This window comes from Actinoplanes sp. NPDC051411, assembly GCF_040682075.1.
Taxonomy (GTDB): Bacteria; Actinomycetota; Actinomycetes; order Mycobacteriales; family Micromonosporaceae; genus Actinoplanes.
Genome location: NZ_JBFBAD010000035.1, coordinates 53,037 through 75,419, shown reverse-complemented (window position 1 = coordinate 75,419; position 22,383 = coordinate 53,037). Strand labels below are relative to the sequence as shown.

The window sequence follows — 22,383 nt, the reverse complement described above, 5'->3', positions numbered from 1 at the left end:
CATGCTGGAGGGTTCGTGTACTTCACCGATCGTGGCATCGAGGAACTGGTCGACCGGCGCGGCGAGGAGACCGTGACGCTGGAATGGCTGGGCTCGCAACTCCGCACCTTCGTCGACCTCAACCCGGAGTTCGAGACCCCGATCGAGCGCCTCGCCACCTGGCTGGCCCGCGCCGACGAGGACGATGAGGAATAGGCCGGATCGACCCATCCGCCGGGTCGATCTCGACCCGGCGACGTCGTTCGACCGCTCGGCGTGGTGGTCGCGCATTCCGGCCGTACGCGCGGTGCTCGACCACGGCCTCAACCTGCCCGCGGGCGTGACCTTCCTCGTCGGCGAGAACGGCTCCGGCAAGTCCACCCTGATCGAGGGCCTGGCCGCGGCGATCGGCCTCAACCCGGAGGGCGGCTCGCGCGGCGCCCGATACTCGACGCGCCCCTCCGAGTCGCCGCTGGGTGACCTCTTGCGGGTGACCCGGGGCGTGGGCGGCCGCGGCCACTCCTACTTCCTGCGGGCCGAAACCATGCACGGCCTCTACACGTACCTCGAGGACCTTCCCGGCAGCCCGGACCGCGACCTGCACGACCGCAGCCACGGCGAAGGCTTCCTGGAGGTGCTCGACCGCAAGTTGGGCGGCCCCGGCTTCTACCTGATGGACGAGCCGGAGGCACCCCTCTCCTTCGTCTCCACCCTGAGCCTGGTCGCCCGGCTGGCCGACCTGCGCGCGGCCGGCGCCCAGCTGGTCATAGCGACCCACTCCCCAATGCTGACCGCCCTGCCCGGCGCGACGATCCTCGAACTGGGCGACTTCGGCATCCGTAAGGCCCCGTGGGAGCAGCTCACGATCGTCGCCAACTGGCGCCGCTTTCTGGCCGATCCCCCGACCTATCTGGGCCCGCTCCTCAAACCCTGAGGGGGCAGGAGCCGCCAGACCCCTGCCCCCGGCTTCCTCAGTCGATCGCGACCCGGGCGCTGGGCACCACAGGTTCGCCGCGGCCGGTGAGCGCCCGCAAAACCAGGTCCACCTTCTCGTCCATCGCGGTCACCTTCACTTCGAGCCCGACAAACCGCCGCTCGAACTTTTCATCCATCGCGGTGATCTTCTGGTCGAGCACCGTGACCTTCTCGTCGACACCGGCGACCTTCTGGTCGATCCGGTTGAGGGCCCGGCTGTGCGACTCCAGGATCTGATCGTGCCGCTCCAGAGCCTTGGTGTGCGTCTCAAGCGTCCTCAGGACGCCCTTGGTGGTCTCGACGAGCTTGCTCAGGTCTCGGTCCACCACCTCGGCGAAACCCTCGTGAAGTCTCGCCTTGTGTTCGACCCACTTGAGCCGTTCCTCCAGCGTCCTGTTCACAGAATCTCCATGTCCTCGAACCGAAAACCGGAGCCAGCCGGCCACTCCCGCCTTCGGACGATCCATTGTCCCTTGCCTAGTAGACATAGGTCAACCGCCGTTACCCGAGCGGCTCCGGGGCCAGGAGCCGGACCAGCTGGTCGAGCTTCACCTCGATGTCGACGAGCTTTTCGTCCAGCTGCCGACACTCCATGGCGCCTCCCTCGTTTCCGGGCGACCTGTCCGCCCCGAGCCCAGAAAGCTAGCCGTCGCGAACTTCTACTGACAAGCGACTAGTTGGCACACGTCATCAAGCCGACGGGCGGGCGCCGTTCATCCGGGGTCGGTAGGTTGAGGGCGTGGCACGAAGCGTCTACGTCGCCGGGCTCGGCCCGAGCGTCGGCAAGGGGACAGTCGCGCTCGGTCTCGTCGAGCTGCTGTCCCGCCAGGTGGCCCGGATCGGCGTCTTCCGCCCGCTGATCGCCCGTGGCGACGACCCGTCGACCGCCCGCGGCGACGACCCGCTGATCGCCCGCGGCGACGACCCGTCGACCGCCGGCGGCGACCCGCTGCTCAGCCTGCTGACCGCGCGCTACCCGGTGACCGGCGGCCACGGCGTGACCGCCGCCGAGGCGTCCGCCCTGGTCGCCGACGGGCGGTGGGAGGAGCTGATCGGGCGGATCGTCGAGCGCTACCGCGAGCTCGAACGGCAGTGCGGCTCGGTCGTCGTGATCGGCAGCGACTTCGCCGCCGGGCCGGCCGACGGGCACGACGAGATGCCGCGCGAGCTCGGGTTCAACGCACGGCTGGCGACCGAGTTCGGCAGCCTGGTGATCCCGGTCGTCAGCGGGGAGGGCCGCACCGCCGAGTCGCTGACCGCCGCCGCCCGCAGCGCCTACCACTCGCTCGTCGACCTCAACGCGACTGTGCTGGCGGTGGTCGCTAACCGCGTACCGGAAAGCGCCCGCCGCCGGGTGGAGACGGCCGACGACGTACCGGGAAGTGCCGGGAGCCGGCCGGCGACCGATCTGCCGGTCCCGTTCTGGGTGATTCCGGAGGTCGCCGCCGTGGCGGCGCCGACCGTCGCCGAGGTGGCCAAGGCCCTCGACGCCACCGTGATCACCGGAGGGGACGGCACCGACCGCGACGTGCTCGACTACGTGGTCGGCGCCGCGCACGTGCCGGCCGTGCTCGACCACCTGACCGACGGGGCGCTGCTGATCACCCCCGGCGACCGGGCCGACCTGCTGGTCGCGGCCAGCGCGGCCCACGCGGCGGGGCAGGTCACGCTGGCCGGGCTGGTGCTGACGCTGGGCGAGCGGCCCGACGAGCGGGCGGTGAAGCTGATCGAACGGCTCAACACCGGGCTGGCCATGCTGGTCGTCGAGTCCGACAGCTACCACACGATCGCCGCCGCGGGCCGCATCGAGGCCCGGCTGAGCGTCGGCACCCCGCGCAAGGTCGAGGCGGCGCTCGGCGCGTTCGAGGACGGCGTGGACACCGCCGAGCTGACCCGGCTGCTCGACGTGAGCCGGTCGAGCCGGGTGACGCCGCTGATGTTCGAGAACGACCTGATCGACAAGGCCCGGGCCGACCGGCGCCACCTGGTGCTGCCGGAGGGCGCCGAGGAGCGCATCCTGCGGGCCACCGAGACGCTGCTGCGCCGGGGCGTGGCCGACCTGACCCTGCTCGGCGACCCGGCCGAGATCAGCCGGCGGGCCCGCGAGCTGGGGGTCAACATCGGCGGCGCCCGGCTGGTCGACCCGGAGCGCAGCGAGTGGCGCGACGATTTCGCCGAGCGTTACGCCGAGTTGCGCAAGCACCGCGGGGTCACGCTCGACCTGGCGTACGACGTGGTCCGCGACGTCAACTACTTCGGCACCATGATGGTCGCCGCCGGGCTGGCCGACGGGATGGTGTCGGGCGCCGACCACACGACGGCGGCCACGATCCGCCCCGCCTTCGAGATCATCAAGACGGTGCCGGGGCTGTCGGTGGCCTCCAGCGTCTTCTTCATGCTGCTCGCCGACCGGGTGCTGGTCTACGGCGACTGCGCGGTCAACCCCGACCCCGACGCGGCCCAGCTGGCCGACATCGCGCTCTCCTCGGCCCGCACCGCGGCTGCTTTCGGGCTCGAGCCGCGGGTGGCCATGCTGTCCTATTCGACCGGCAGGTCGGGCTCGGGAGCCGACGTCGAGAAGGTCGCGGCGGCCACCGCACTGGTCCGCGAGCGGCGGCCCGACCTGCCGGTCGAGGGCCCGATCCAGTACGACGCGGCGATCGACCCGGCGGTCGCGGCGACCAAGCTGCCGCAGAGCGCGGTCGCCGGCAAGGCCACCGTCTTCGTGTTTCCCGACCTCAACACCGGCAACAACACCTACAAGGCGGTCCAGCGATCGGCCGGCGCGGTCGCGGTCGGCCCGGTCATGCAGGGGCTGCGGCGGCCGGTCAACGACCTGTCCCGCGGCGCGACGGTGAAGGACATCGTGAACACAGTGGCGATCACCGCGATCCAGGCGGCCGTGAAATGAGCCGGGTGCTGGTCATCAACTGCGGCTCCTCCTCCCTCAAATACCGGCTGTTCGACGGCGACGAGACCAAGGCCAAGGGCCTGATCGAGCGCATCGGCGAGGAGGGCGGCGACGCCCCCAGCCACTCGACCGCACTGCGGCAGATCATGGACTCGATCGACCTGACCGGGCTGGCCGCGGTCGGCCACCGCGTGGTGCACGGCGGCCCCCGGTTCAGCGAGCCGGCGGTCATCGACGACGACGTGGTGTCCGACATCGTGGCGCTGGCGCCGCTCGCCCCGCTGCACAACCCGCCCGCCCTGAGCGGAATCGCGGTGGCCCGCCGGATGCTTCCCGACGTGCCGCAGGTCGCGGTCTTCGACACCGCCTTCCACGCCACGATCCCGCCCGAGGGCGTCACCTGGGCGATCGACCGGAAGCTGGCCGAGCGCTGGCAGATCCGGCGCTACGGCTTCCACGGCACCTCCCATGCGTACGTCGCCCGCGAGACCACGCGGCTCCTCGGAAAGAGCACCGCCAACGTGATCACCCTGCACCTGGGCAACGGGGCGAGCGCCTGCGCGGTCGAGGGCGGCCGCAGCGTGGCCACCTCGATGGGCCTGTCGCCCCAGGGCGGCCTGGTGATGGGCACCCGCAGCGGCGACATCGACCCGACCGTGGTCTTCCACCTGCACCGGGTCGCCGGCCTGCCGCTCGACGAGATCGAGGACACGCTGACCCGCCACGCCGGCCTGATCGGCCTGACCGGCGAGAACGATCTACGGGCCGTGCTTCAGCGGCGGCAGGGCGGCGACCCGGCGGCAAAGCTCGCCTTCGACGTCTATTGCCGGCGGATCCGCGAATATGTGGGCGCCTACCTGGCGGTGCTCGGCCGGGTCGACGCGATCACCTTCACCGCCGGCGTGGGCGAGAACTCCCCGGCCGTCCGGGCAGCGTCGCTGGCCGGGCTGGAGAGCCTGGGCATAGTGGTCGACCCGGAACGCAACCAGCGGGCCGAGCGGGTCATCTCGCCCGACGGCATGCCGATCGCGGTCTGCGTGGTGCCGACGGACGAGGAACTGGAGATCGCCAACCAGTCCCGGGCGGCCCTGCGGAGCAGCTAGCTGACCAGGAAAAGGATGAGGCCGATCAGGACGACGGCCACCACGATGCCGCCGACGATCAGCGGGGTCTTGGATGCGGCCGGAGCCTCCGGCGCGGGAATCTCGGTGAAGGCACGAAACGCCTCGGTGTTGCCACTCGGGTCGACGCGGTTGTCAGACATGGCCACGACCATAGCGAAGACATGCCCGCAAGAGCACATCGGCGATCACGTCTACCAGCGCAAACACCCCCGGTCCGGTGAATTCACCCCTTCGTGGGAGTGTTCGGCCGTAGCGTCGCATCATGGTGACCCGGCGGCGAATCGGTGCGGCACTGGCCATGCTCCTGGCCCTCGCCGGCTGCTCCGGCCCGGCTTCTCCGCCACCGCCGGCGGCAACGGAAAACCCTCCGGCCACGACCTTTCCGGTCGGCGTGCGCATTCTGCGTCTTCACCGAGGTTCCGTACGCCCATTGCCCACGCTCGTCCTCTACCCGGCCGCACCGTGGACGCTCGCCGGAACCGGCACACCGGCCGACCAACCCGCCACCGGCCGTTTCCCGCTGGTCGTCTTCAGCCACGGACTCAAGGGCTCACCGGAGCGCTACCAGGCGGCACTCACCGGCTGGGCGGCCGCCGGCTTCGTGGTGGTAGCCCCGACCTTCCCGCACACCAGCCTGTACGCACCCCACTTCCGGCGCTCCGACATCACACACCAGCCGGACGACGTACGCTACGTCGTCGCCCAGATCCGCCGCCTCGACGCGACGCCGGCCGACCCACTGGCCGGCCACATCGACACCACCCGGATCGCCGCGATCGGCCACTCGGCCGGCGGCTACACCACGATGGGCCTCTTCACCGCCGGCCACGACCCGAGCCTCAAAGCCGGAGTGGTCATGGCTGGCTGGCTGGCGCCGGGCGCCTTCGCCGGCCCACCGGCCACCATGCTCTTCCTGCAGGGCACAGCCGACCCGATCGTGCCGGCCGCCCGCAGCCGAGCGGCCTTCAACCGGGTGCCGTGGCCCAAGGCCTACCTGCTGCTGCGCCACAACTCGCACACCACCTACCTGCAGCCAGGCCAGATCGGCTACAACTTGATGGAGTCAACAGTCATCGACTTCCTCCGCTGGACCCTCAACGGCGACCAGGCCGCCCGCGCCCGCCTCCCCCACGGCACCACCGCCCGCTGACCCACCACTGTCCGTTAAGCCGCCACACCGAGCCTCTTTAAGCCGCCACACCGAGCCTCCCACCCCGCCAAACCGCGTCGCGCCGCCCGGCCGAGCCAGACCGCCCACACCGCGACACCGCCAAGCCGGCCTGCGCCGAGTCGCATTGAGCCAGGTCGAACCGGGCCAGATCGAGCCGCACCGGGCCGGGCACGGACGAACCGAGCGGGCCGAACCGGGCCACGCCGGGCCAGACCGGACCGGGCTGAGCCCGCCCCAAGCCAGACACGCCGAGCCAGACCGAACCGGGCTGAGCCGGGCGGAGCCGGACCAAGCCGAGCCAAGCCAAACCGAATCGGGCTGAGCCGGACCGGGCCGCGCTTCGCGCAGTCCGCTCAGCCGGGCCGGTCTCCGCCGGGCCGGTTCGCTCGTAGATTCAAATCGAACCTCACAGCCTTGCCAACTCGAACCGCACTGCCAAGCTAGACCGCACCGCCGCGTGCCCAGGCCGGCTGCAGCGTCAAGCCGAGGCCACCGCAGAGTCAAGCCGAGCCGCACTGCCGAGCCAGCCCACATCGCACCGCGTCGCGGGGTCGATCGCAGCGTGACGCCGAGCCGCTCTGTGCCCGCATCGCCGAGCCAGGCCACATGGCACCGTACTGCGCCGCCGAGCCGATCGCAGGGTGACGCCGAGCCGCGCTATGGCCGCGTCGCCGAGCCAGGCCGCACCGCACGGCGCCGCGTTGCCGCATCGCCCACTTCATGCCGCCGCACCGCCCGGCCGCACCGCCGCGCGGCGGTGAGCGTCCGCGCGGGGTTGGGCGTGTCAGTGCAGGAAGTCGATGGCGACCTTGCCGAAGATATCGCCTGACTCGAGCTTGGCGAACGCGTCGGCCACCGCGGTGAAGCCGTACGTCGAGTCGATCGTCGGCCGCACGTCTCGGGCCACCATGAGGTCGAGCAGTGCGACCAGGTCGTCGCGGGTGCCCATGGTGCTGCCCAGCACGTCGAGGCGCATCGCGAACAGGCGGCGGAGGTCGACCGTGGCCAGGTGGCCGCCGGTTGCCCCGCACACCACGATGCGGGCGCCCGGCGCGCTGCATTTCATCGAGTGGTCGAAGGTCGGGGCGCCCACCGACTCGATGACCACGTCGACGCGTTCGGGCAGGCGGGCGCCGGCCTCGACCGCGGTTGCCCCCAGCTCGGCTATGCGTTCGCGCTTGGTGGCGTCGCGGCTGGTCGCGTACACCCGCTTGCCCATCGCGACCGCGAGCGCGACCGCCGCGGTCGCCACCCCGCCGCCCGCGCCCTGCACGAGGACCGCCGACGCCTCGTCGACCCGGCCGCGGGTGGTCAGCATGTGGAAGGCGGTGAGCCAGGCCGTCGGCAGGCAGGCCGCGTCGAGGAATGACACGCCGGAGGGCTTGGGCACCAGGTTTTCGCGTGGGACGGCGACCCGTTCGGCCAGTGTGCCCGGGAAGTGTTCGGAGAGCAGGGAGAGGCCGCGCGGGTCGTCGGGGTCGGCGACGACCGGGAAGATCACGACCTCGTTGCCCTGGTCGTCGACTCCGGCGGCGTCGCAGCCGAGGATCATCGGCAGGCGGTCGGGGCGCAGGCCGACGCCGCGCAGGGACCAGAGGTCGTGCTGATTGAGCGAGGCCGCCCGCACGTCGACGAGCGCCCACTCGTCGGGCGGGGTGGGCTCGGGGAACTCGCCCACGGTGAGGGCCTGGAGTGGGTGGTCGGGGTCGGCCTTGCTGGCGTAGGCGGCGCGCATAGGACGACCCTAGTGGCCGCGCCGACGGCCGGCAGGTGACTGTGGACAACTCACGGCGTACGGAAAACGCCGCCGGCAGCGAGCCGGCGGCGTCTCAGAGGGTCTTTCAGAGAGTGACGGAAACCGGAGATGTGGCCGGGCGCGCCCGCCGGGCCACTCCGTCACGGATGGCTGCCGCGACGACCGCGGAAGCGACCGCCGGGGCCACCCGCGGGTCGAGGGGCGACGGCACGATCGCGGTGGGGCGCAGGTCGTCGGCGACCACTCCGGCGATCGCCTCGGCCGCCGCCACCTTCATGCCCTCGGTGATCGTGCTGGCGCCGCAGTCGAGGGCCCCGCGGAAGATGCCGGGGAAGGCCAGCACGTTGTTGATCTGGTTGGGGAAGTCGCTGCGGCCGGTCGCGACGATGGCCGCGTATTTGTGCGCGATCGCCGGCGGGACCTCGGGGGTCGGGTTGGCCAGGGCGAAGATGACGCCGTCCGGTGCCATCTGGGACACCGCGCTCTCGGCGATCGCCCCGCCGGACACGCCGATCAGCACGTCGGCGCCGATGAGGGCCTCGGCGATGCCGCCGGTGCGCCCCGAGATGTTGGTCGCCGCCGCCAGCTCGGCCTTGATCGGGGTGAGGTCGCCGCGCTCGGCGTGGATGATGCCGCGGGAGTCGCAGACGATGACGTTGGCGCCCTCGACTCCGGCCGCGATCAGCGCCTGGGTGATCGCCACCCCGGCCGCGCCGGCCCCGCTGATGACCACCCGCAGGTCGCCGAGCCGCCGGCCGAGCAGCTTGGCCGCGTTGCGCAGCGCGGCCAGCGTGACCACCGCGGTGCCGTGCTGGTCGTCGTGGAAGACCGGGATGTCGAGGGCGGCGTCGAGGCGGCGCTCGATCTCGAAGCAGCGGGGGGCGCTGATGTCTTCGAGGTTGATGCCGCCGAACGAGGGGGCCAGCGCCTTGACGGTCGCGATGATGGCCTCGGTGTCCTGGGTGTCGAGGCAGATCGGGATGGAGTCGACCCCGCCGAACTGCTTGAACAGGATCGACTTGCCTTCCATGACCGGCATGGCGGCCTTGGGCCCGATGTTGCCGAGGCCGAGCACGGCCGAGCCGTCGGTGATCACGGCGACCGTGTTGGCGGTCCAGGTGTAGTCGGCGTAGAGCGCGGGGTCTTCGGCGATGGCCTCGCAGACGCGGGCCACGCCGGGGGTGTACGCCAGGGACAGGTCGTCGCGGCTGGCCAGCGGGACCGTCGGCGCGATCGCCATCTTGCCGTGTTTGTGCAGCTCGAAGACGGGGTCGGCGGCCAGGGCGGGATCGAGTTCGAAACTGAAGAAAGACATGGTGACTCCACGGGGCATCGGTCGTCGGCGTTGACTGGGGCACCCGTCCCGGTTCGGATCGCGAGTAGGCGCCGAGCGGGCGGTGCGATGCGGGGATCACCCGAAGAAGTGTTGCGGGACACTAACTTAGCCGACCTGGCTTCGGGTAGTAGCGAATTAACACTCGGCCGATGACATCGGCCACCCCGTACGCTCGCGAGTCGTCCTCGATCAGCGTGTTGTCGCCCTGGATCCACCAGCCGCCGTCCTGGGGCCGGACCGCCCGCTTGACCACCAGCAGTTCGGGGCGCGTACGGAAGCGCGCCACCACGATGTCACCGCTCCTTACCCGCGCGCCTCGCGACACCAGCAGCGCGTCGCCGGACCGCAACGTGGGCACCATGGATGGGCCCTGCACCAGGACCAGTTGCCACTTCACCGCATCCGTCCTCCGTCGCGTTACGCCCGAGATGTAAGGGGTAGTGTCAACCGCGGATCATCGCAAACTCTTATGGAGGAGTCCTGATGCGACTTCCGCGTTTCCTCACCCCGAGCACCGTGGTCAGCGCCCACTGCGACCTGCCCTGCGGTGTGTACGACCCGGCCCAGGCCCGGATCGAGGCTGAGTCGGTTAAGGCCATCCAGGAGAAGTACCAGGCGAACCAGGATCCCGAGTTCCGCACCCGGGCCGTCCTGATCAAGGAGCAGCGCGCCGAGCTGGTCAAGCACCACCTCTGGGTGCTGTGGACCGACTACTTCAAGGCCCCGCACTTCGAGAAGTACCCCAACCTGCACCAGCTGTTCAACGAGGCCACCAAGCTGGCCGGTGCCGCCGGTGCCAAGGGTTCGATGGACCCGGCCGTCGGCGATCAGCTCCTCTCCAAGATCGAGGAGATCTCCAAGATCTTCTGGGAGACCAAGCAGGCCTGATGGCTGGTAACGGCCGGCGCCTTCAGGCGTCGGCCGTTGTCGTCTCCGCTAGGCTCTCCCCGTTGGGAGGATGGCACTGTGACTCAGCTGACGCAATCGGACGACGTCGTACTCCTCACGGTGCCCGCCGACGGTGGCTACCTCGGTGTGCTCCGCACCGCGACCGCCGGCCTCGCCGCGCGGCTGCACTTCGCCCTCGACGAGATCGAGGATCTGCGCATCGCGGTCGACGAGGCGTGCGCCATGCTGCTGGCGATTGCCACCCCGCGAGCTGAGCTCGAGTGCCGCTTCGCGGTCACCGACGATGCGCTGACCGTCGAGGTCTCGGTCGCGACCGTGCGCGGCGCCCGTCTGCCGGCCGAGTCGTCCTTCGCGTGGAAGGTGCTGACCGCGCTGACCACCTCGGCGTCGGCCGAGGCGACCGGCCAGAGCGCGACGATCCGGTTGCTGACCCGCCGGACGGAGAGCTAGCGGCGAGCCACCTCGACCACATAGTCGAGGTGCCGGCTCGAACACTTGGTCGCGCCCTCGGCGTCGCCCGCGCAGAGCAGGTCGAGCAACTGCCGGTGGTCGGCGTCGATCCGCCGCCAGTAGTCGGCGGGCAGGCTCTCGGTGACCGCCTCGCCGTACGAGGCGTGATAGATCGGCCGCCCCACCAGCTCGAACAGCGGGTTGCCACTCGCCTTGACCACCGCCATGTGGAAGGCGGCGTGGGCCAGCATCATCGTGTCGAGGTCGTCGATCAGCGGGTCGAAGAACGTCCCGCGGATCTCCAACAGGTGCTCCTCGGTGCGCCGCGCCGCCGCCAGCCCGGCCGCCGGCACCTCGAAGGCGCGGCGCAGCTCGAGCAGGTCGGCCAGTCCGATCCCGGGCGTGTTGGTGAGCAGCGTGAAGCCGGTGGACAGCCCGTCACCGATCTGCTCGGCGTCGGGATGGGCCACGAAGCTGCCGCCGGTCACCCCGCGCGTGGTGACGATCAGGTGCTGGCTGGCCAGCAGTCGCAGGGCCTCACGCACCGTGCTGCGGCTCACCCCCGTCTTGACGCACAACTCGGGCTCGGGCGGGAGGCGTTCCCCAGGCTGAAGGCGTCCCGACGTGATGTCGGCCCGAAGCTCGTCGGCCAACAATTGGTACGCGGGTGGACGCACCGTAGATCCGGTCACGTCAACAGGGTAGGCCTTAATCGACGCCGAGGGCCCTGGTACTTGGAGGAAGTACGATCAGCAACCCGGTCAATACTCCCAGCGCCATCATCACGACGCCCAGCCAGAGTGGATGCACCTGGATCAGGAAGCCGCCGGCCGCGATGACGAACAGCTGGACGACGATGGCCGGCCCGCGGGCACCGGCCTGGAGCCGGCCGAGCGCGCGCGCGACATAGAAGACCGAGACCGCGGCGAGAGCGGCCAGCACGGTGAGCGCCACCGCCACCCCGATCTGCACGTCGCCGCTGGTCAGGTCGAGGATCACGAGGTAGACGGTGAGCCCGGCCAGCGCGGCGCATTGTAGGTAGAGAAGGCGCACCGCCCACAACAGCGTCGTGGGTTTGTCAACGACAGCTTTCTCACCGGTCACTGCTGCACCATACCGACAGCTCCGAGGCGCTCAGCCGGGTACAGTGCCGCCCATGCGAGCGTTACTGGTGGTTAACCCCAGAGCCACCACCACCAGCGAGCGCAGCCGAGACGTGCTGGTCCGGGCCCTGCGCTCCGCGGTCGAACTGACGGTGGAATACACCACGCGGCGCGGCCACGCGGCCGGTCTCGCCCGCGCGGCGGCGGAGAGCGGCATCGATGTCGTGGTGACCCTGGGCGGCGACGGCACGGTCAACGAGGCGGTCAACGGGCTGATGACCGCGCCGACCGCGCTCGCTCCCCTGTCCGGCCCGCGGGCCCAGCGGCTGCCCGCGCTCGCCGTGGTGCCCGGCGGCTCGACCAACGTCTTCGCCCGCGCGCTCGGCCTGCCCCGCGACTGGGCCGACGGCACCAGCGTGATCCTCGACGGGCTGCGCGACGGCCGGCACCGGGTGATCGGGCTGGGCCGGGCCGACGACCGCTACTTCACCTTCGCCGCCGGGGTCGGGCTCGACGCCGCCGTCGTGCGCCGGGTCGAGCAGGCCCGGCTCCGCGGCCGCACCTCGACCCCCGCGCTCTACTTCCGGTCGATCGCGGGCCAGTTCCTCACCGGCGACGACCGCAACTCGCCACCGCTGTCGATCGAGCGGCCGGGGGAGCCGGCCGAGCTCGAGCTGGGCACGGTGATCGTGCAAAACACCGCACCCTGGACCTATCTGGGCGACCGCGCGATCAACCCGAGCCCGCAGGCCTCCTTCGACCGCGGCCTCGACGTGCTGGCGCTGCGCAAGCTCGCCATGATCAATACCAGCCGCACGATGGCTCAGCTCGCCGCCGGCCGCGCCCCGCAGGGCAAGCAGGTGCTCCAGTTGCACGATCAGGCCGAGTTCACCGTCGTGGCGAGCCGGCCCCAGGCGTTCCAGCTCGACGGGGACTATCTCGGAGAGCGACAGAAGGTGCACTTCGTGTCCGTTCCCGAAGCGCTGCGTGTGATCTGCTGATTACGGGGTACGAAGATTCGGTCGTCGCTCACGATCCGTTACAGAAAGACGGGCAAAAGGGCGGCGAAGGGACCGAGACCGTACTACATTGATGAGTGCGTTCGTCGACCGGCTCTGGCAACCCGCACAGAACCGGACAAAGGGACCGTGAGCCAGCTCACCCGCCCGGAGAAACTTCCGGCGCTACCCTTGACATCGCGAGAGTTCGTGAAAGCATTCACAAGCGATAAGAAGTAACCCGTTGCTGCTTGTGCGCGTTCCTAAAACAGAAGCGCCGAACAGCACCGGAGCAACATAAAAGCTTGCTGACGCACCGGCGAGCCGGCGGGCCCTCCCCGCCCGGCCACCACGCGCATGCATAGGTAAACCGCACCGCAATTCATTACCCCATCCGAAACAAGGAGTGTTGCCGCCATGGACTGGCGCCACGATGCGATCTGCCGCGACGAGGACCCGGAGCTGTTCTTCCCGATCGGGACGTCCGGCCCCGCGCTCCTGCAGGTCGAGCAGGCCAAGGCCGTGTGCCGGCGGTGCCCCGTGACCTCCGATTGCCTCGCGTGGGCACTCGAATCGGGTCAGGACGCCGGCGTCTGGGGCGGGATGAGCGAAGACGAACGACGCGCCGTGAAGCGTCGTGGCGGCCTCCGGGTCGGCGCTCCTACCGCCTGAATCAATCCCCTCACAGCATTTGCGCCCCGGGCCGATCGGCACCGGGGCGTCTTGCTGTTTCCACTCGATTACCCAGCGCTCCGATTCCGGTCCGCGCGAATACGATCACGTTCGGTGCTTCCCCGATTCCCGAAATGATCTCGAAATCGCGCGCTCCGAACCATTAGTCCGCAATCCCTCACCCTCCGCAGTGGACGCCCTCCGGGGTATGCGACCGTCGATTGCCCGGTAACTCTCCGCAACAGGGCTTGTCCGGTCGATCACGCGGGTGGCGATGGCTGACCTCGGCGCGACGCGCCCGCATCCCGGTGTTGAACGTCGGCGTGGCTCGGCCGGCATCAGACGCCGGCTGGACCCTTGCAGCTGCGCGTGATCGACAGGACAGACCTGGATGTCGTGGCGGGGATGGGGTACGGACCGTCGCTCACGCCGAGGGCCCGCCCGGGGCGAGCAGGGCGCTGGCGCGCCCAGAACGCTCACCCCGAACGGGCGACCTGAGTGAGCGGTTGCGCCCAACCCCGCGCGGGCCCACATCGACCGCCGGTGAGGTCGGCCGCTGACGCGGACGTCCTGCCCCGGGCCTGGCTACCCGGACCTGTCGAGCAACGGGATCAGCTGGCGGCTGTCCGCAGCCTGCCCCGGCGTGATCCGGGTGGGCAGCGACCGACCCCGACCGTCGGCACCGGTATGGATTTTCGTGGTCAAGCCGCCGCGGGAACGTCCGATCCCTTCGCGTGCCCGTGTCTCCGGCTGAACCTGCGGTGGGCGCTCTGCCACGGGCCGTAGCGTTCGGGCAGGCCACACCAGGGCGAGCCGGCGCGTTTGACCCAGCAGATCGCGTTGATGACCTGACGATGATCCACCGCGGCCGGGCTGTGCCGGCAGCATGACTGCCAACCCAGCCCATTCGTCATTGCTCACATCACCACGGGCCGCACATCGCCCAACGACCGTCATCCATGATCACTACGCATGATCCGCGAGACAGAACCTAGCCCGCCCCGGCGCGGCTCAGGCGGCCGGCGCGAGCGGGCGGCGTACGGCGGCATCGACCCGGGCCGTGACCAGGCGCACCAGATCGGGCGCGTCGCCCAGCGGCTCGGCGACCGCGACCGCCCCGGCCTCGCGGGCCGACCGCACCGCGTTGTCGTAGAGCAGCCCCGGCGCCAGGAAGTAGGCGGCCACCCCGACCCGGCGGGCGCCCGCGGCCCTCAGACGGCTCACAGCCTCCCCGGCGGCCGGCGGGGCAGCCGAGGCATAGGCGACGGTGCACGGCAGGCGCAAACGGGCGCTCAGGGCGTTTGCCGCGTCTTCGACGGTCGACCGGGCGGCCGCGTCGCGGGTGCCGGCCGCGGCGAGCACGACGGCGTCGAGGTCCGCGTCCGGCAGCCGCCGCACCAGACCCTCGATCAGATGGGGCGAGACCGGCGCCGAGACCGACGGGCCCAGCACCGGCGCCAGCGACACCGACAACGGCAGGGAGGCGGCCTCGGACAGCACCGCCGGCATGTCGACCCGCCCGTGGTAGGCCGACGTCAGCAGAAGTGGCACCACGACCGCCCGCCGCACCGGCAACGCGGCCAGCACGTCGACCGGGCGGGGGCCGGCGTGGTCGAGATAGCCCGCCCGGACAGCCCACGACGGGTGAGCCCGACCGACCGCCCGGGCCAGCGCTGACGTGGCGACGGCCGCGCGCGGGTCACGGCTGCCGTGCGCGACCAGGACGACGCCGAGGTTCAGACGTGCAGGCCGCATTCGGTCTTCTCGAACATGGCCCAGCGTCCGGCCCGCGGGTCTTCCCCGGCCTTGGTGCGCCGGGTGCACGGCCAGCAGCCGATCGACCCGTAGCCCTTCTTGAACAGCTCGTTGACCGGCACGTTCCAGCGCGAGATGTAGCGGTCGACGTCGGCCTGGCTCCAGGCCGCGATCGGGTTGACCTTGACCTTGCCCTTCTTGGCGTCGAAGGCCACGACCGGCGTGTTGGCGCGGGTCGGCGACTCGTCGCGGCGCAGGCCGGTGGCCCAGGCGTCGTAGTCGGCCAGGGCGCGCTCGAGCGGCTCGACCTTGCGCATGAAGCAGCACTCGTCGGGGCTGCGGGCGAACAGCCGGGGACCGTACTCGCCGTCCTGCTGGCCGACCGTCATGCGCGGGCGGATCGACTTGACGTTGACGTTCATGGTCGCGGCGACCGTGTCGCGCACCTTGAGCGTCTCCGGGAAGTGCAGCCCGGTGTCGAGGAAGACCACGTCGACGCCGGGCGCGACGCGGGAGAACAGGTGGGCGACGACGGCGTCGGCCATCGAGCTGGTGACGCAGAAGCGTGCGCCGAAGGTGTCGGTCGCCCACTTGGCGATCTCTTCGGCCGGGGCACCTTCGAGGGCGGCCGCGGCGTCGCGGGCCAGCTTCTCGAAAGGCGAGGTGATCGGGGCCCCACCCAGGGTTATCAGCCCTAGGTTGGCGGCGGTCACGATAGTCATCGGTTCACTCCCTTGGACAGCAACCCGTTGAACTTGACCGTGAAGACTCGGGCGCAGGCGTGGCACTCCCAGGCCCCGTGCGATGCCTCGTTGGGGTAGAGGTCCTCTTCCCCGCAGTAGGGGCAGTAGAGCGGCGTGGACCGGGCGTCGCTCATTTCAGTAGCTCTTCGTCGGCCCGTAGGACCCAGGTCGCGAACGTCTCGTCCCGCGACGTGCGTCCGTCCAGGTAGTGCTGGGCGAGGCGCTCGACGTACCCCGGAAGCTCCTCCGCGGTGGCCTTGAGCCCGCGCAGCTTGCGCCCGAAGCCGGCGGTCTGGCCCTGGGCCATGCCCAGGCCGCCGCCGAGGTGCACCTGGAAGCCTTCGACCTGCTCGCCATGGGAATTCATAACCAGCTGGCCTTTGAGCCCGATGTCGGCGACCTGTGTGCGGGCACAGGCATTGGGGCAGCCGTTGATGTGGATCGAGATGTCGGCGTCGAACTCGCGCATGCGCTCCTCGAGCCGCGCCACGAGCTCCTCGCCGAGGGCCTTGGTCTCGACGATGGCGAGCTTGCAGTATTCGATGCCGGTGCAGGCCATGGTGCCGCGGCGCCAGGCCGACGGACGGGCTTCCAGCCCGATGCCCCGGAGGGCTTCGACGAACGGTTCGACCTTGTCGTCTTCGACGTCAAGGACCAGAAGCTTCTGGTACGGCGTGAGCCGCACCCGCCCCGACCCGACCGTCTCGACGAGGTCCGCGAGTTTGCCCAGTTGCGTCCCGCTCGTGCGGCCGACGATCGGCGCCGCACCGACGTAGTTACGGCCGTCGGTCTGCTTGTGCACCCCGATGTGGTCGATCGGCTTCGCGGGGAGTGCGGGCGCCGGACCGTCGATCATCGCGCGACCGAGGTATTCCTTCTCGAGGACCTCGCGGAACTTGGCCACGCCCCAGTCGGCGAGCAGGAACTTCAGCCGGGCCCGGTTGCGCAGGCGCCGGTAGCCGTAGTCGCGGAAGATCCCGACGACGCCCTCCCAGACCTCCGGGATCTCGTCGAGCGGCACCCAGACGCCGAGCCGTTCGGCCAGGCGCGGGTTGGTCGACAGGCCGCCGCCGACCCACAAGTCGAAGCCGGGCCCGTGGGTGGGGTGCTCGACGCCGATCAGCGCGATGTCGTTCGCCTCGTACGGCACGTCGGCCAGCCAGGCGATCGAGGTCTTGAACTTGCGCGGCAGGTTGGAGTAGCGCGGGTCGCCGATGTAGCGCTTGAGGATCTCGTCGAGGGCCGGCGTCGGGTCGATCACCTCGTCGGGCGAGACGCCGGCGACCGGGCTGCCGAGCACGACGCGGGGGCAGTCGCCGCACGCCTCGGTGGTCTGCAGGCCGACCGACTCGAGCCGCCGCCAGATCTCCGGCACGTCCTCGATGCGGATCCAGTGGAGCTGAATGTTCTGCCGGTCGGTGATGTCGGCCGAGTCGCGGCCGAACTCGGACGAGATGCCGGCGATGACCCGCAGCTGCTCCAGCGTGAGCTCGCCGCCGTCCACACGCACCCGAAGCATGAAGTATTCGTCTTCGAGCTCGTGCGGCTCGAGGACCGCCGTGCGACCGCCGTCGATGCCGGCCCGCCGCTGGGTGTAGAGGCCCCACCAGCGGAAACGGCCGCGCAGGTCGGCCGGGTCGATCGAGGCGAACCCGCCGTGGGCGTAGATGTTCTCGATGCGCGCCCGGACGTTGAGGGGGTTGTCGTCCTTTTTGGTGCGCTCGTTAGGGTTGAGCGGCTCTCGGTGTCCGAGCGCCCACTGGCCTTCGCCGCGCGCCTTGCGGGGGCGGGCGGTCGGCGTTGCTGGGGTGCTGCTGGGCGCCATAACGGCGGTCCTCCGGGTTTCGTGGGCGCGTTATAACGCTCACGGCCACTGGGAGGCTCGTGACATCAATGTCAGGAGAGGCCGGCGCGTCATCCGCGCCCGAAAGAGAAATCGGGCGTCGTCAGGAAGCCGGACACATGGCGCTGCGGACACGGCCGTAGTCGACGTGGCGGCGGGCCACGAAGCGGCGGTCAACTGCAGCGGTCATGCGGCTAGCCTCTCACGGCATGCCCTTCTCGGCCAGTGCGGTCCAGATTCCGGGAGTGTGCTAGCCGTCACCACCGGTTCACAACCGCGCAACAACTATCGCTTGCCGAGCGGCACCACGAGCACGGCCTCGGTGCCGCCGACCGCCCGGTTGCGCAGCTCGATGGTTCCGCGCAGCTCACCGGTCGCCAGCGCGCGCACGATCTGCAGGCCGAGCCGCCCGTTCGAGTCGGCCACGAAGCCTTCGGGCAGCCCCTGCCCGTTGTCGGCCACCGTGACGTGCAACTGCTTGCGGAACCGGTGCGCCGAGACGACGACCTCGCCGACCTCCTCTCGCGGGGTGTCGAGCGCCACCGGCTCGTCCTCGTCCGGCGCCGGGAAGCCGTGCTCGACCGCGTTGATCAGCAGCTCGTTGAGCACCATCACCAGCGACGTGGCGATCTCGGCCGGCAGCACCCCGAACGTGCCCTCGCGCCGCATCTTGACCGTGAAGTTGGTCGCCGCCACCTCGGTCGCCGCCGACGCGACCCGGTCGACGATGCCGTCGAACTCGACCGCCTCCTCGCTCGACATCGAGAGCGTCTCGTGCACCAGCGCGATCGAGGCGACCCGGCGCACCGACTCCTGCAGCGCCATCCGGGCCTCGGGCAGGTCGACCCGGCGGGCCTGCAGGCGCAGCAGCGCGGCCACGGTCTGCAGGTTGTTCTTCACGCGGTGGTGGATCTCGCGGATCGTCGCGTCCTTGGTCATCAGGGCACGGTCGCGGCGGCGGACCTCGGTGACGTCGCGGACCAGCACCAGCGCGCCGATCGGCACGCCGGCCGGCATCAGCGGCAGCGCCCGGGTGAGCACGGTCGCGCCACGGGCGTCGACCTCCTGGCGGGGCGGCGACTCGCCGCGGAGCGAGGCCAGGATGCGTTCGGCCGCGTCGGTGCCCTCGAGCGGGTCGGCGGCCAGCCGGCTGGTCAGGCCGGAGAGCTCCTCGCCGACCAGGTGGGCGTTGAACCCGAGACGGCGATAGGCCGACTGGGCGTTCGGGCTGGCGTAGGTCACCTTGCCGCTGCCGTCGAGCCGGATCAGCCCGTCGCCGACCCGCGGCGCCGAGGTGGTCTCGCCCGGGTGCCGGGGCGGCGGGAACGTGCCGTCGGCGACCATCTGGGCCAGGTCGTCGGCGGTCGTGAGGTAGTTGAGCTCGAGCTGGCTCGGCGTCCGCGCGGTGGACAGGTTGGTGTCCCGCCCGATCACCGCGATCACCTCGGTCGGACACTCGTCGCGGTCGGTCTCGTCGCGCAGCCGCACGGGGATCGCCTCGTGCCGGGCCGGGGTGTCGCCGTACCAGACCGGGTCGCCCTCCCGCCAGATGCGCTCCTGGGTGAACGCGATGTCGAGGTGGGCCACCTCGGGACCGCCGACGATCTTGCCGACCTGGTCGTCCTGGTAGGCGGTCGGGGCGGTCGTCGGCCGCACCTGGGCCACGCAGAGGAACCGCCGCGGCTGCCCGTCCTCGCCCCGCACCGGCACCCACATCAGCAGGTCGGCGAAGGAGAGGTCGGACAGCAGCTGCCAGTCGCCGGCGAGCCGGTGCAGGTGGTCGATATCGGCTTCGCCGAGGCCCGTGTGCTCCTCGACCAGATCCCGCAGGGTAGACACCCCACCAGCCTAGAGAGTGGTCGTGACCTTCTTGAGGCCGCGCGGGGCGTCCGGGTCCTCGCCGCGGGCCAGCGCCAGCGCGAGGGCGAGCCGCTGGAGCGGCAGGATGTCGAGCAGCGGGCCGTACCGCTCGTCGACGCCCGGCACCGCGAGCCGCCCGGAGGCACCCGGCACGTCGGTGGCTCCGATCGTGACCACGTCGGCGCGGCGCTCGGTGCCGAGCCGGTCGACGACGTCGCGCATCGCCCGGCCGCCGGGGCCGTCGCCGACCACGGCCAGCACCGGCACGTCGGGGTCGGTCATGGCGAGCGGGCCGTGCAGCAGGTCGGCCCCGCTGAACGAGAGCGCCGGCAGGTACGACGTCTCCATCAGCTTCAGCGCCGTCTCGCGCGCGGTCGGGTAGGCGTATCCCCGCCCGGTCGTGACCATCCGGGAGGCGAACCGGTAACGCTGGGCCAGGTCGTCGGCCGCCGTGTCGCGCAGCGTGTCCTCGGCCAGCTCGGGCAGCTTGTCGAGCGCCGCCCGCTCGTCGGCCGGCAGCTGCCCGTCGCCCGCGCGCACGCCCTCGATCAGCATCAGCAGCGCGAGCAGCTCGGCCGTGTACGTCTTCGTCGCCGCGACCGCCCGCTCGTGCCCTGCCGTGACGTCGATCGACAGCTCGGCCGCCAGCGCCAGCGGCGACGACGGGTTGTTGGTGACGGCCAGGGTCAGGCCGCCCTGTTCGCGGGCCACCTGGAGCACCCCGGTGAGGTCGGGCGAGCCGCCGCTCTGGCTGACCCCGATGACCAGCGTGCCGGCGAAGTCGGGCCGGGCGCCGTAGAGCGTGATCGCGCTCGGCGAGGCGCTGGCCACCGGCAGCCCGAGACGGATCTCACTGAGGTAGGCGCCGTAGAGGGCGGCGTGATCGGAGGTGCCGCGCGCCACGAAGAGGACGTTGCGGGGCTTGCGCCGGGCGACCTCGGCCGCCACCTCGGCGATCGCGGTGCTGCTGGCGGGCGCGAGCAGCCGGGCGAATCCGCCCGGTTGTTCCGCGATGTCCGCCGCCATTCCCTGACCTCGCTGCGTCACTTCTTCCTCCCCAGTTGACCTGTTGTCCGCGCAATCCGTGCGCAGTCTTGCAAGAAACAGTTTATAGAAGCAAGGTTTCGCGCACTACTGCGCATCCAGCCGGTACTGACAGAAGTGGTCTTTTTCCCCTACTGTTCTCCCTCGTGGAAGCACGCCGCGCCGCCGACCGCGCGCTTGAGCAGGCAAGATCAGCCCTGCTCAGCGGAGAGCTGCAGCATGCCGCAGATCACCTGGCCGGAGCACTCGCCCACGCACCCACCCTGCCGGAAACCCACGAGCTGCTCAGCCGCCTCGCCGCCCGCGCCGACGGCGGCCTCGAGCTCTTCCCGCTCGCCCAGCACTCGTCGGTCGGCCGCCTGGTCGCCCGGGCCCACCTGCTGGCCGCCGCCGGCCGGCCGGAAGACGGCCTGCCGCTGCTCGCCGCGGCCAGCGGCCACTCACCGGCCGCCGACTGGGCCGGCGTGCCCTGGGTCGGCGAGCCCGCGCTCGGCGTGCGCATCGAGCCCGGCGTGCTGGTCCACGTCGTGATGCGGCTGTGCACCTCGGTCGGCGACCCGGCACCCGCGCCGGTGATCACCGCGCTGCAGCCCTATCTCACCGTCGTGCGCCACGCGATCGCCGCCCACCCCGAGCACGCGATGCTGCTCGGCGCCGGCTCCGCCCTGGCCCGCCGGCTGGGCGAGACCGCGCTCGCCGTCGAGTGGGCGGCGCGCGGCGCGCGGGCCCGGCCGACCAAGCTGGCCGAGATCTGGCTGGGCTATGCGTTCCGCAGCGCCGGCCGCCTGCCCGAGGCGCTGGCCGCCCTGCGCCGGGCCGTCGCGCACGACCCCGACGACCTCTCGGTCTATGCCGACATCGCGGGCACCCTGGCCGACCACGGCCGGCTCGACGACGCCCTGGCCTGGGTCGACCGCGCGCTGACCCGCGACCCCGACTACGACTGCGTCGTGCACACCGGGGCCCGCCTGCGCTTCAAGTCCGATGGCGACATCGGCCACCTGGTCGAGCTGGCCGACTTCATCCGCGACCACCCCGACGAGTCGCACGAGCACACCGATCTCGCCGACTGCTGCCGCGACATCCCCTGGCTCGGCGGGGCCCCCGCGGCGGCGCCCCTGCCGCGAGGCTCGGTGCCGCCGGCCACGGCCGGCGATCCCTCACCCGACGCCGTACGCCGTTTGCGCCGCGTGGCGACCCTGAGCTGGGGCCATCCGCCGGCGGCCTACGACGCGGCCGTGCACCTGATGCTGCTGCAGCCGCTCGATCTGCTGTCGCTGCTCGCCCACCCGCCGGCCGACGTGGCGGCGGCCGAGATCTGGGCCTGCCTCGGCCTGCTCCACCACGGCGTCGACGAGCCCTGGCTCGAGTCGACCCGCCGGCGCCTGCTGCTCGACCTGCTCGCCGGCGGCCTCGACCGGGTGACCGAGGCCGCGCTGTTCGCCCTGATCGTCTCGGCCTGGATCGACCCGGCCGCCCGCGACGACGTCGCCGAGGTGGTCACCGGCCGGCTGGCCGAGGTCGCTTCCCGCCCCGGCGCCCGCTCGGTGGCCGAACTGGCGCTGGCGACCCCCGGCCTCGGCCCGGAGACGCGCGCGGCCGCCCTCGCCATGACCCGGATCCCGGCCATCCCGCGCCAGCGCGGCCGCACCCGCACCCGGCTGCTCCTGCGCTGGCGGCGCGATTAAGCGCGGCACGCGACGCGCAGGGCTCACGGCGTACGGAAAGGCTCACGGCGTACGGAAAAGAGCGCG

The 22,383-nt window shown here is 71.2% G+C and carries 23 protein-coding genes and 1 pseudogene; 10 read left to right on the top strand and 14 right to left on the bottom strand.

Annotated features, from left to right (window positions below; all coding sequences use genetic code 11):
* Positions 1–15: 15 nt before the first annotated feature.
* Both AB0M88_RS20955 and AB0M88_RS20950 read left to right on the top strand, forming a co-directional pair.
* Positions 16–195, top strand: coding sequence for a DUF6104 family protein (locus AB0M88_RS20955; protein ID WP_364104425.1), 180 nt, complete (start codon positions 16–18; stop codon positions 193–195).
* Positions 185–913: an AAA family ATPase gene (locus AB0M88_RS20950; protein ID WP_364104422.1), complete on the top strand. Its 729-nt coding sequence runs from the start codon at positions 185–187 to the stop codon at positions 911–913. The genes AB0M88_RS20955 and AB0M88_RS20950 overlap by 11 nt, the downstream gene beginning before the upstream one ends.
* 37 nt (positions 914–950) lie before the next feature.
* Here the strand turns inward: AB0M88_RS20950 and AB0M88_RS20945 are convergent, their stop codons facing one another.
* Complete coding sequence (locus tag AB0M88_RS20945) at positions 951–1,355, bottom strand: hypothetical protein (RefSeq protein WP_364104419.1); 405 nt, start codon at positions 1,353–1,355, stop codon at positions 951–953.
* 338 nt (positions 1,356–1,693) lie between these two features.
* Here AB0M88_RS20945 and pta point away from each other — a divergent pair, with 338 nt between their 5' ends.
* Positions 1,694–3,865 carry a phosphate acetyltransferase gene (gene pta, locus AB0M88_RS20940; RefSeq protein WP_364104416.1) on the top strand — a complete coding sequence of 724 codons (2,172 nt, stop codon included), beginning with the start codon at positions 1,694–1,696 and terminating at the stop codon, positions 3,863–3,865.
* Complete coding sequence (locus AB0M88_RS20935; protein ID WP_364104413.1) at positions 3,862–4,968, top strand: acetate kinase; 1,107 nt, start codon at positions 3,862–3,864, stop codon at positions 4,966–4,968. Before pta ends, AB0M88_RS20935 begins: the two co-directional genes overlap by 4 nt.
* Here the strand turns inward: AB0M88_RS20935 and AB0M88_RS20930 are convergent.
* Positions 4,965–5,129, bottom strand: coding sequence for a hypothetical protein (locus AB0M88_RS20930; RefSeq protein WP_364104410.1), 165 nt, complete (start codon positions 5,127–5,129; stop codon positions 4,965–4,967). The two genes, AB0M88_RS20935 and AB0M88_RS20930, sit on opposite strands and share 4 nt — an antisense overlap.
* A gap of 122 nt (positions 5,130–5,251) precedes the next feature.
* Between AB0M88_RS20930 and AB0M88_RS20925 the strand changes: the two genes are divergently transcribed.
* Positions 5,252–6,139: an alpha/beta hydrolase gene (locus AB0M88_RS20925; RefSeq protein ID WP_364104407.1), complete on the top strand. Its 888-nt coding sequence runs from the start codon at positions 5,252–5,254 to the stop codon at positions 6,137–6,139.
* An 805-nt stretch (positions 6,140–6,944) separates the two neighbouring features.
* Here the strand turns inward: AB0M88_RS20925 and AB0M88_RS20920 are convergent.
* From AB0M88_RS20920 to AB0M88_RS20910, 3 genes are all read right to left on the bottom strand, one after another.
* Positions 6,945–7,895: a zinc-binding dehydrogenase gene (locus tag AB0M88_RS20920; protein ID WP_364104404.1), complete on the bottom strand. Its 951-nt coding sequence runs from the start codon at positions 7,893–7,895 to the stop codon at positions 6,945–6,947.
* 106 nt (positions 7,896–8,001) lie between these two features.
* Positions 8,002–9,231, bottom strand: a complete 1,230-nt coding sequence (locus tag AB0M88_RS20915; RefSeq protein WP_364104401.1) for an NADP-dependent malic enzyme — start codon at positions 9,229–9,231, stop codon at positions 8,002–8,004.
* Positions 9,232–9,352: 121 nt separating this feature from the next.
* Complete coding sequence (locus AB0M88_RS20910) at positions 9,353–9,682, bottom strand: S26 family signal peptidase (RefSeq protein ID WP_364104464.1); 330 nt, start codon at positions 9,680–9,682, stop codon at positions 9,353–9,355.
* A gap of 53 nt (positions 9,683–9,735) precedes the next feature.
* Here AB0M88_RS20910 and sodN point away from each other — a divergent pair, with 53 nt between their 5' ends.
* Both sodN and AB0M88_RS20900 read left to right on the top strand, forming a co-directional pair.
* Complete coding sequence (gene sodN, locus AB0M88_RS20905; protein WP_364104398.1) at positions 9,736–10,140, top strand: superoxide dismutase, Ni; 405 nt, start codon at positions 9,736–9,738, stop codon at positions 10,138–10,140.
* A gap of 78 nt (positions 10,141–10,218) precedes the next feature.
* A complete protein-coding gene (locus AB0M88_RS20900; protein WP_364104396.1) occupies positions 10,219–10,611 on the top strand; it encodes an anti-sigma regulatory factor in 393 nt (130 codons plus the stop codon).
* On the opposite strand, the gene AB0M88_RS20895 is transcribed toward AB0M88_RS20900, so the two are convergent.
* Positions 10,608–11,303, bottom strand: a complete 696-nt coding sequence (locus tag AB0M88_RS20895) for a FadR/GntR family transcriptional regulator (protein ID WP_364104393.1) — start codon at positions 11,301–11,303, stop codon at positions 10,608–10,610. The two genes, AB0M88_RS20900 and AB0M88_RS20895, sit on opposite strands and share 4 nt — an antisense overlap.
* A 16-nt stretch (positions 11,304–11,319) precedes the next feature.
* Positions 11,320–11,715 carry a hypothetical protein gene (locus tag AB0M88_RS20890; protein ID WP_364104390.1) on the bottom strand — a complete coding sequence of 132 codons (396 nt, stop codon included), beginning with the start codon at positions 11,713–11,715 and terminating at the stop codon, positions 11,320–11,322.
* 52 nt (positions 11,716–11,767) lie between these two features.
* Between AB0M88_RS20890 and AB0M88_RS20885 the strand changes: the two genes are divergently transcribed.
* On the top strand, positions 11,768–12,715 hold the full coding sequence (locus tag AB0M88_RS20885) for a diacylglycerol kinase family protein (protein WP_364104387.1): 948 nt from the start codon (positions 11,768–11,770) through the stop codon (positions 12,713–12,715).
* Positions 12,716–13,129: 414 nt separating this feature from the next.
* Positions 13,130–13,384 (top strand): WhiB family transcriptional regulator, encoded by a 255-nt coding sequence (locus AB0M88_RS20880; RefSeq protein ID WP_364104384.1) that lies wholly within the window; start codon positions 13,130–13,132, stop codon positions 13,382–13,384.
* Between the two features lie 550 nt (positions 13,385–13,934).
* Here the strand turns inward: AB0M88_RS20880 and AB0M88_RS20875 are convergent.
* The 7 genes and pseudogenes from AB0M88_RS20875 to AB0M88_RS20845 all read right to left on the bottom strand — a co-directional run.
* Positions 13,935–14,341 (bottom strand): annotated as a pseudogene (locus AB0M88_RS20875) (transposase); the annotation flags it as partial.
* A gap of 54 nt (positions 14,342–14,395) precedes the next feature.
* Complete coding sequence (locus AB0M88_RS20870) at positions 14,396–15,139, bottom strand: CbiX/SirB N-terminal domain-containing protein (protein ID WP_364104381.1); 744 nt, start codon at positions 15,137–15,139, stop codon at positions 14,396–14,398.
* The gene (locus tag AB0M88_RS20865; RefSeq protein ID WP_364104379.1) at positions 15,121–15,861 is read right to left on the bottom strand and encodes a phosphoadenylyl-sulfate reductase; all 741 of its coding nucleotides are present in this window, start codon (positions 15,859–15,861) and stop codon (positions 15,121–15,123) included. Before AB0M88_RS20865 ends, AB0M88_RS20870 begins: the two co-directional genes overlap by 19 nt.
* Positions 15,858–16,016, bottom strand: a complete 159-nt coding sequence (locus tag AB0M88_RS20860) for a hypothetical protein (RefSeq protein WP_364104376.1) — start codon at positions 16,014–16,016, stop codon at positions 15,858–15,860. Before AB0M88_RS20860 ends, AB0M88_RS20865 begins: the two co-directional genes overlap by 4 nt.
* The gene (locus tag AB0M88_RS20855; RefSeq protein WP_364104373.1) at positions 16,013–17,707 is read right to left on the bottom strand and encodes a nitrite/sulfite reductase; all 1,695 of its coding nucleotides are present in this window, start codon (positions 17,705–17,707) and stop codon (positions 16,013–16,015) included. The genes AB0M88_RS20860 and AB0M88_RS20855 overlap by 4 nt, the downstream gene beginning before the upstream one ends.
* A gap of 303 nt (positions 17,708–18,010) precedes the next feature.
* Positions 18,011–19,564 (bottom strand): histidine kinase N-terminal domain-containing protein, encoded by a 1,554-nt coding sequence (locus AB0M88_RS20850; RefSeq protein WP_364104370.1) that lies wholly within the window; start codon positions 19,562–19,564, stop codon positions 18,011–18,013.
* A gap of 9 nt (positions 19,565–19,573) precedes the next feature.
* Positions 19,574–20,611 carry an SIS domain-containing protein gene (locus tag AB0M88_RS20845; RefSeq protein ID WP_364104461.1) on the bottom strand — a complete coding sequence of 346 codons (1,038 nt, stop codon included), beginning with the start codon at positions 20,609–20,611 and terminating at the stop codon, positions 19,574–19,576.
* Between the two features lie 164 nt (positions 20,612–20,775).
* On the opposite strand from AB0M88_RS20845, the gene AB0M88_RS20840 reads away from it, so the two are divergent.
* Complete coding sequence (locus tag AB0M88_RS20840; protein WP_364104367.1) at positions 20,776–22,317, top strand: tetratricopeptide repeat protein; 1,542 nt, start codon at positions 20,776–20,778, stop codon at positions 22,315–22,317.
* The last annotated feature ends 66 nt before the right edge of the window (positions 22,318–22,383 follow it).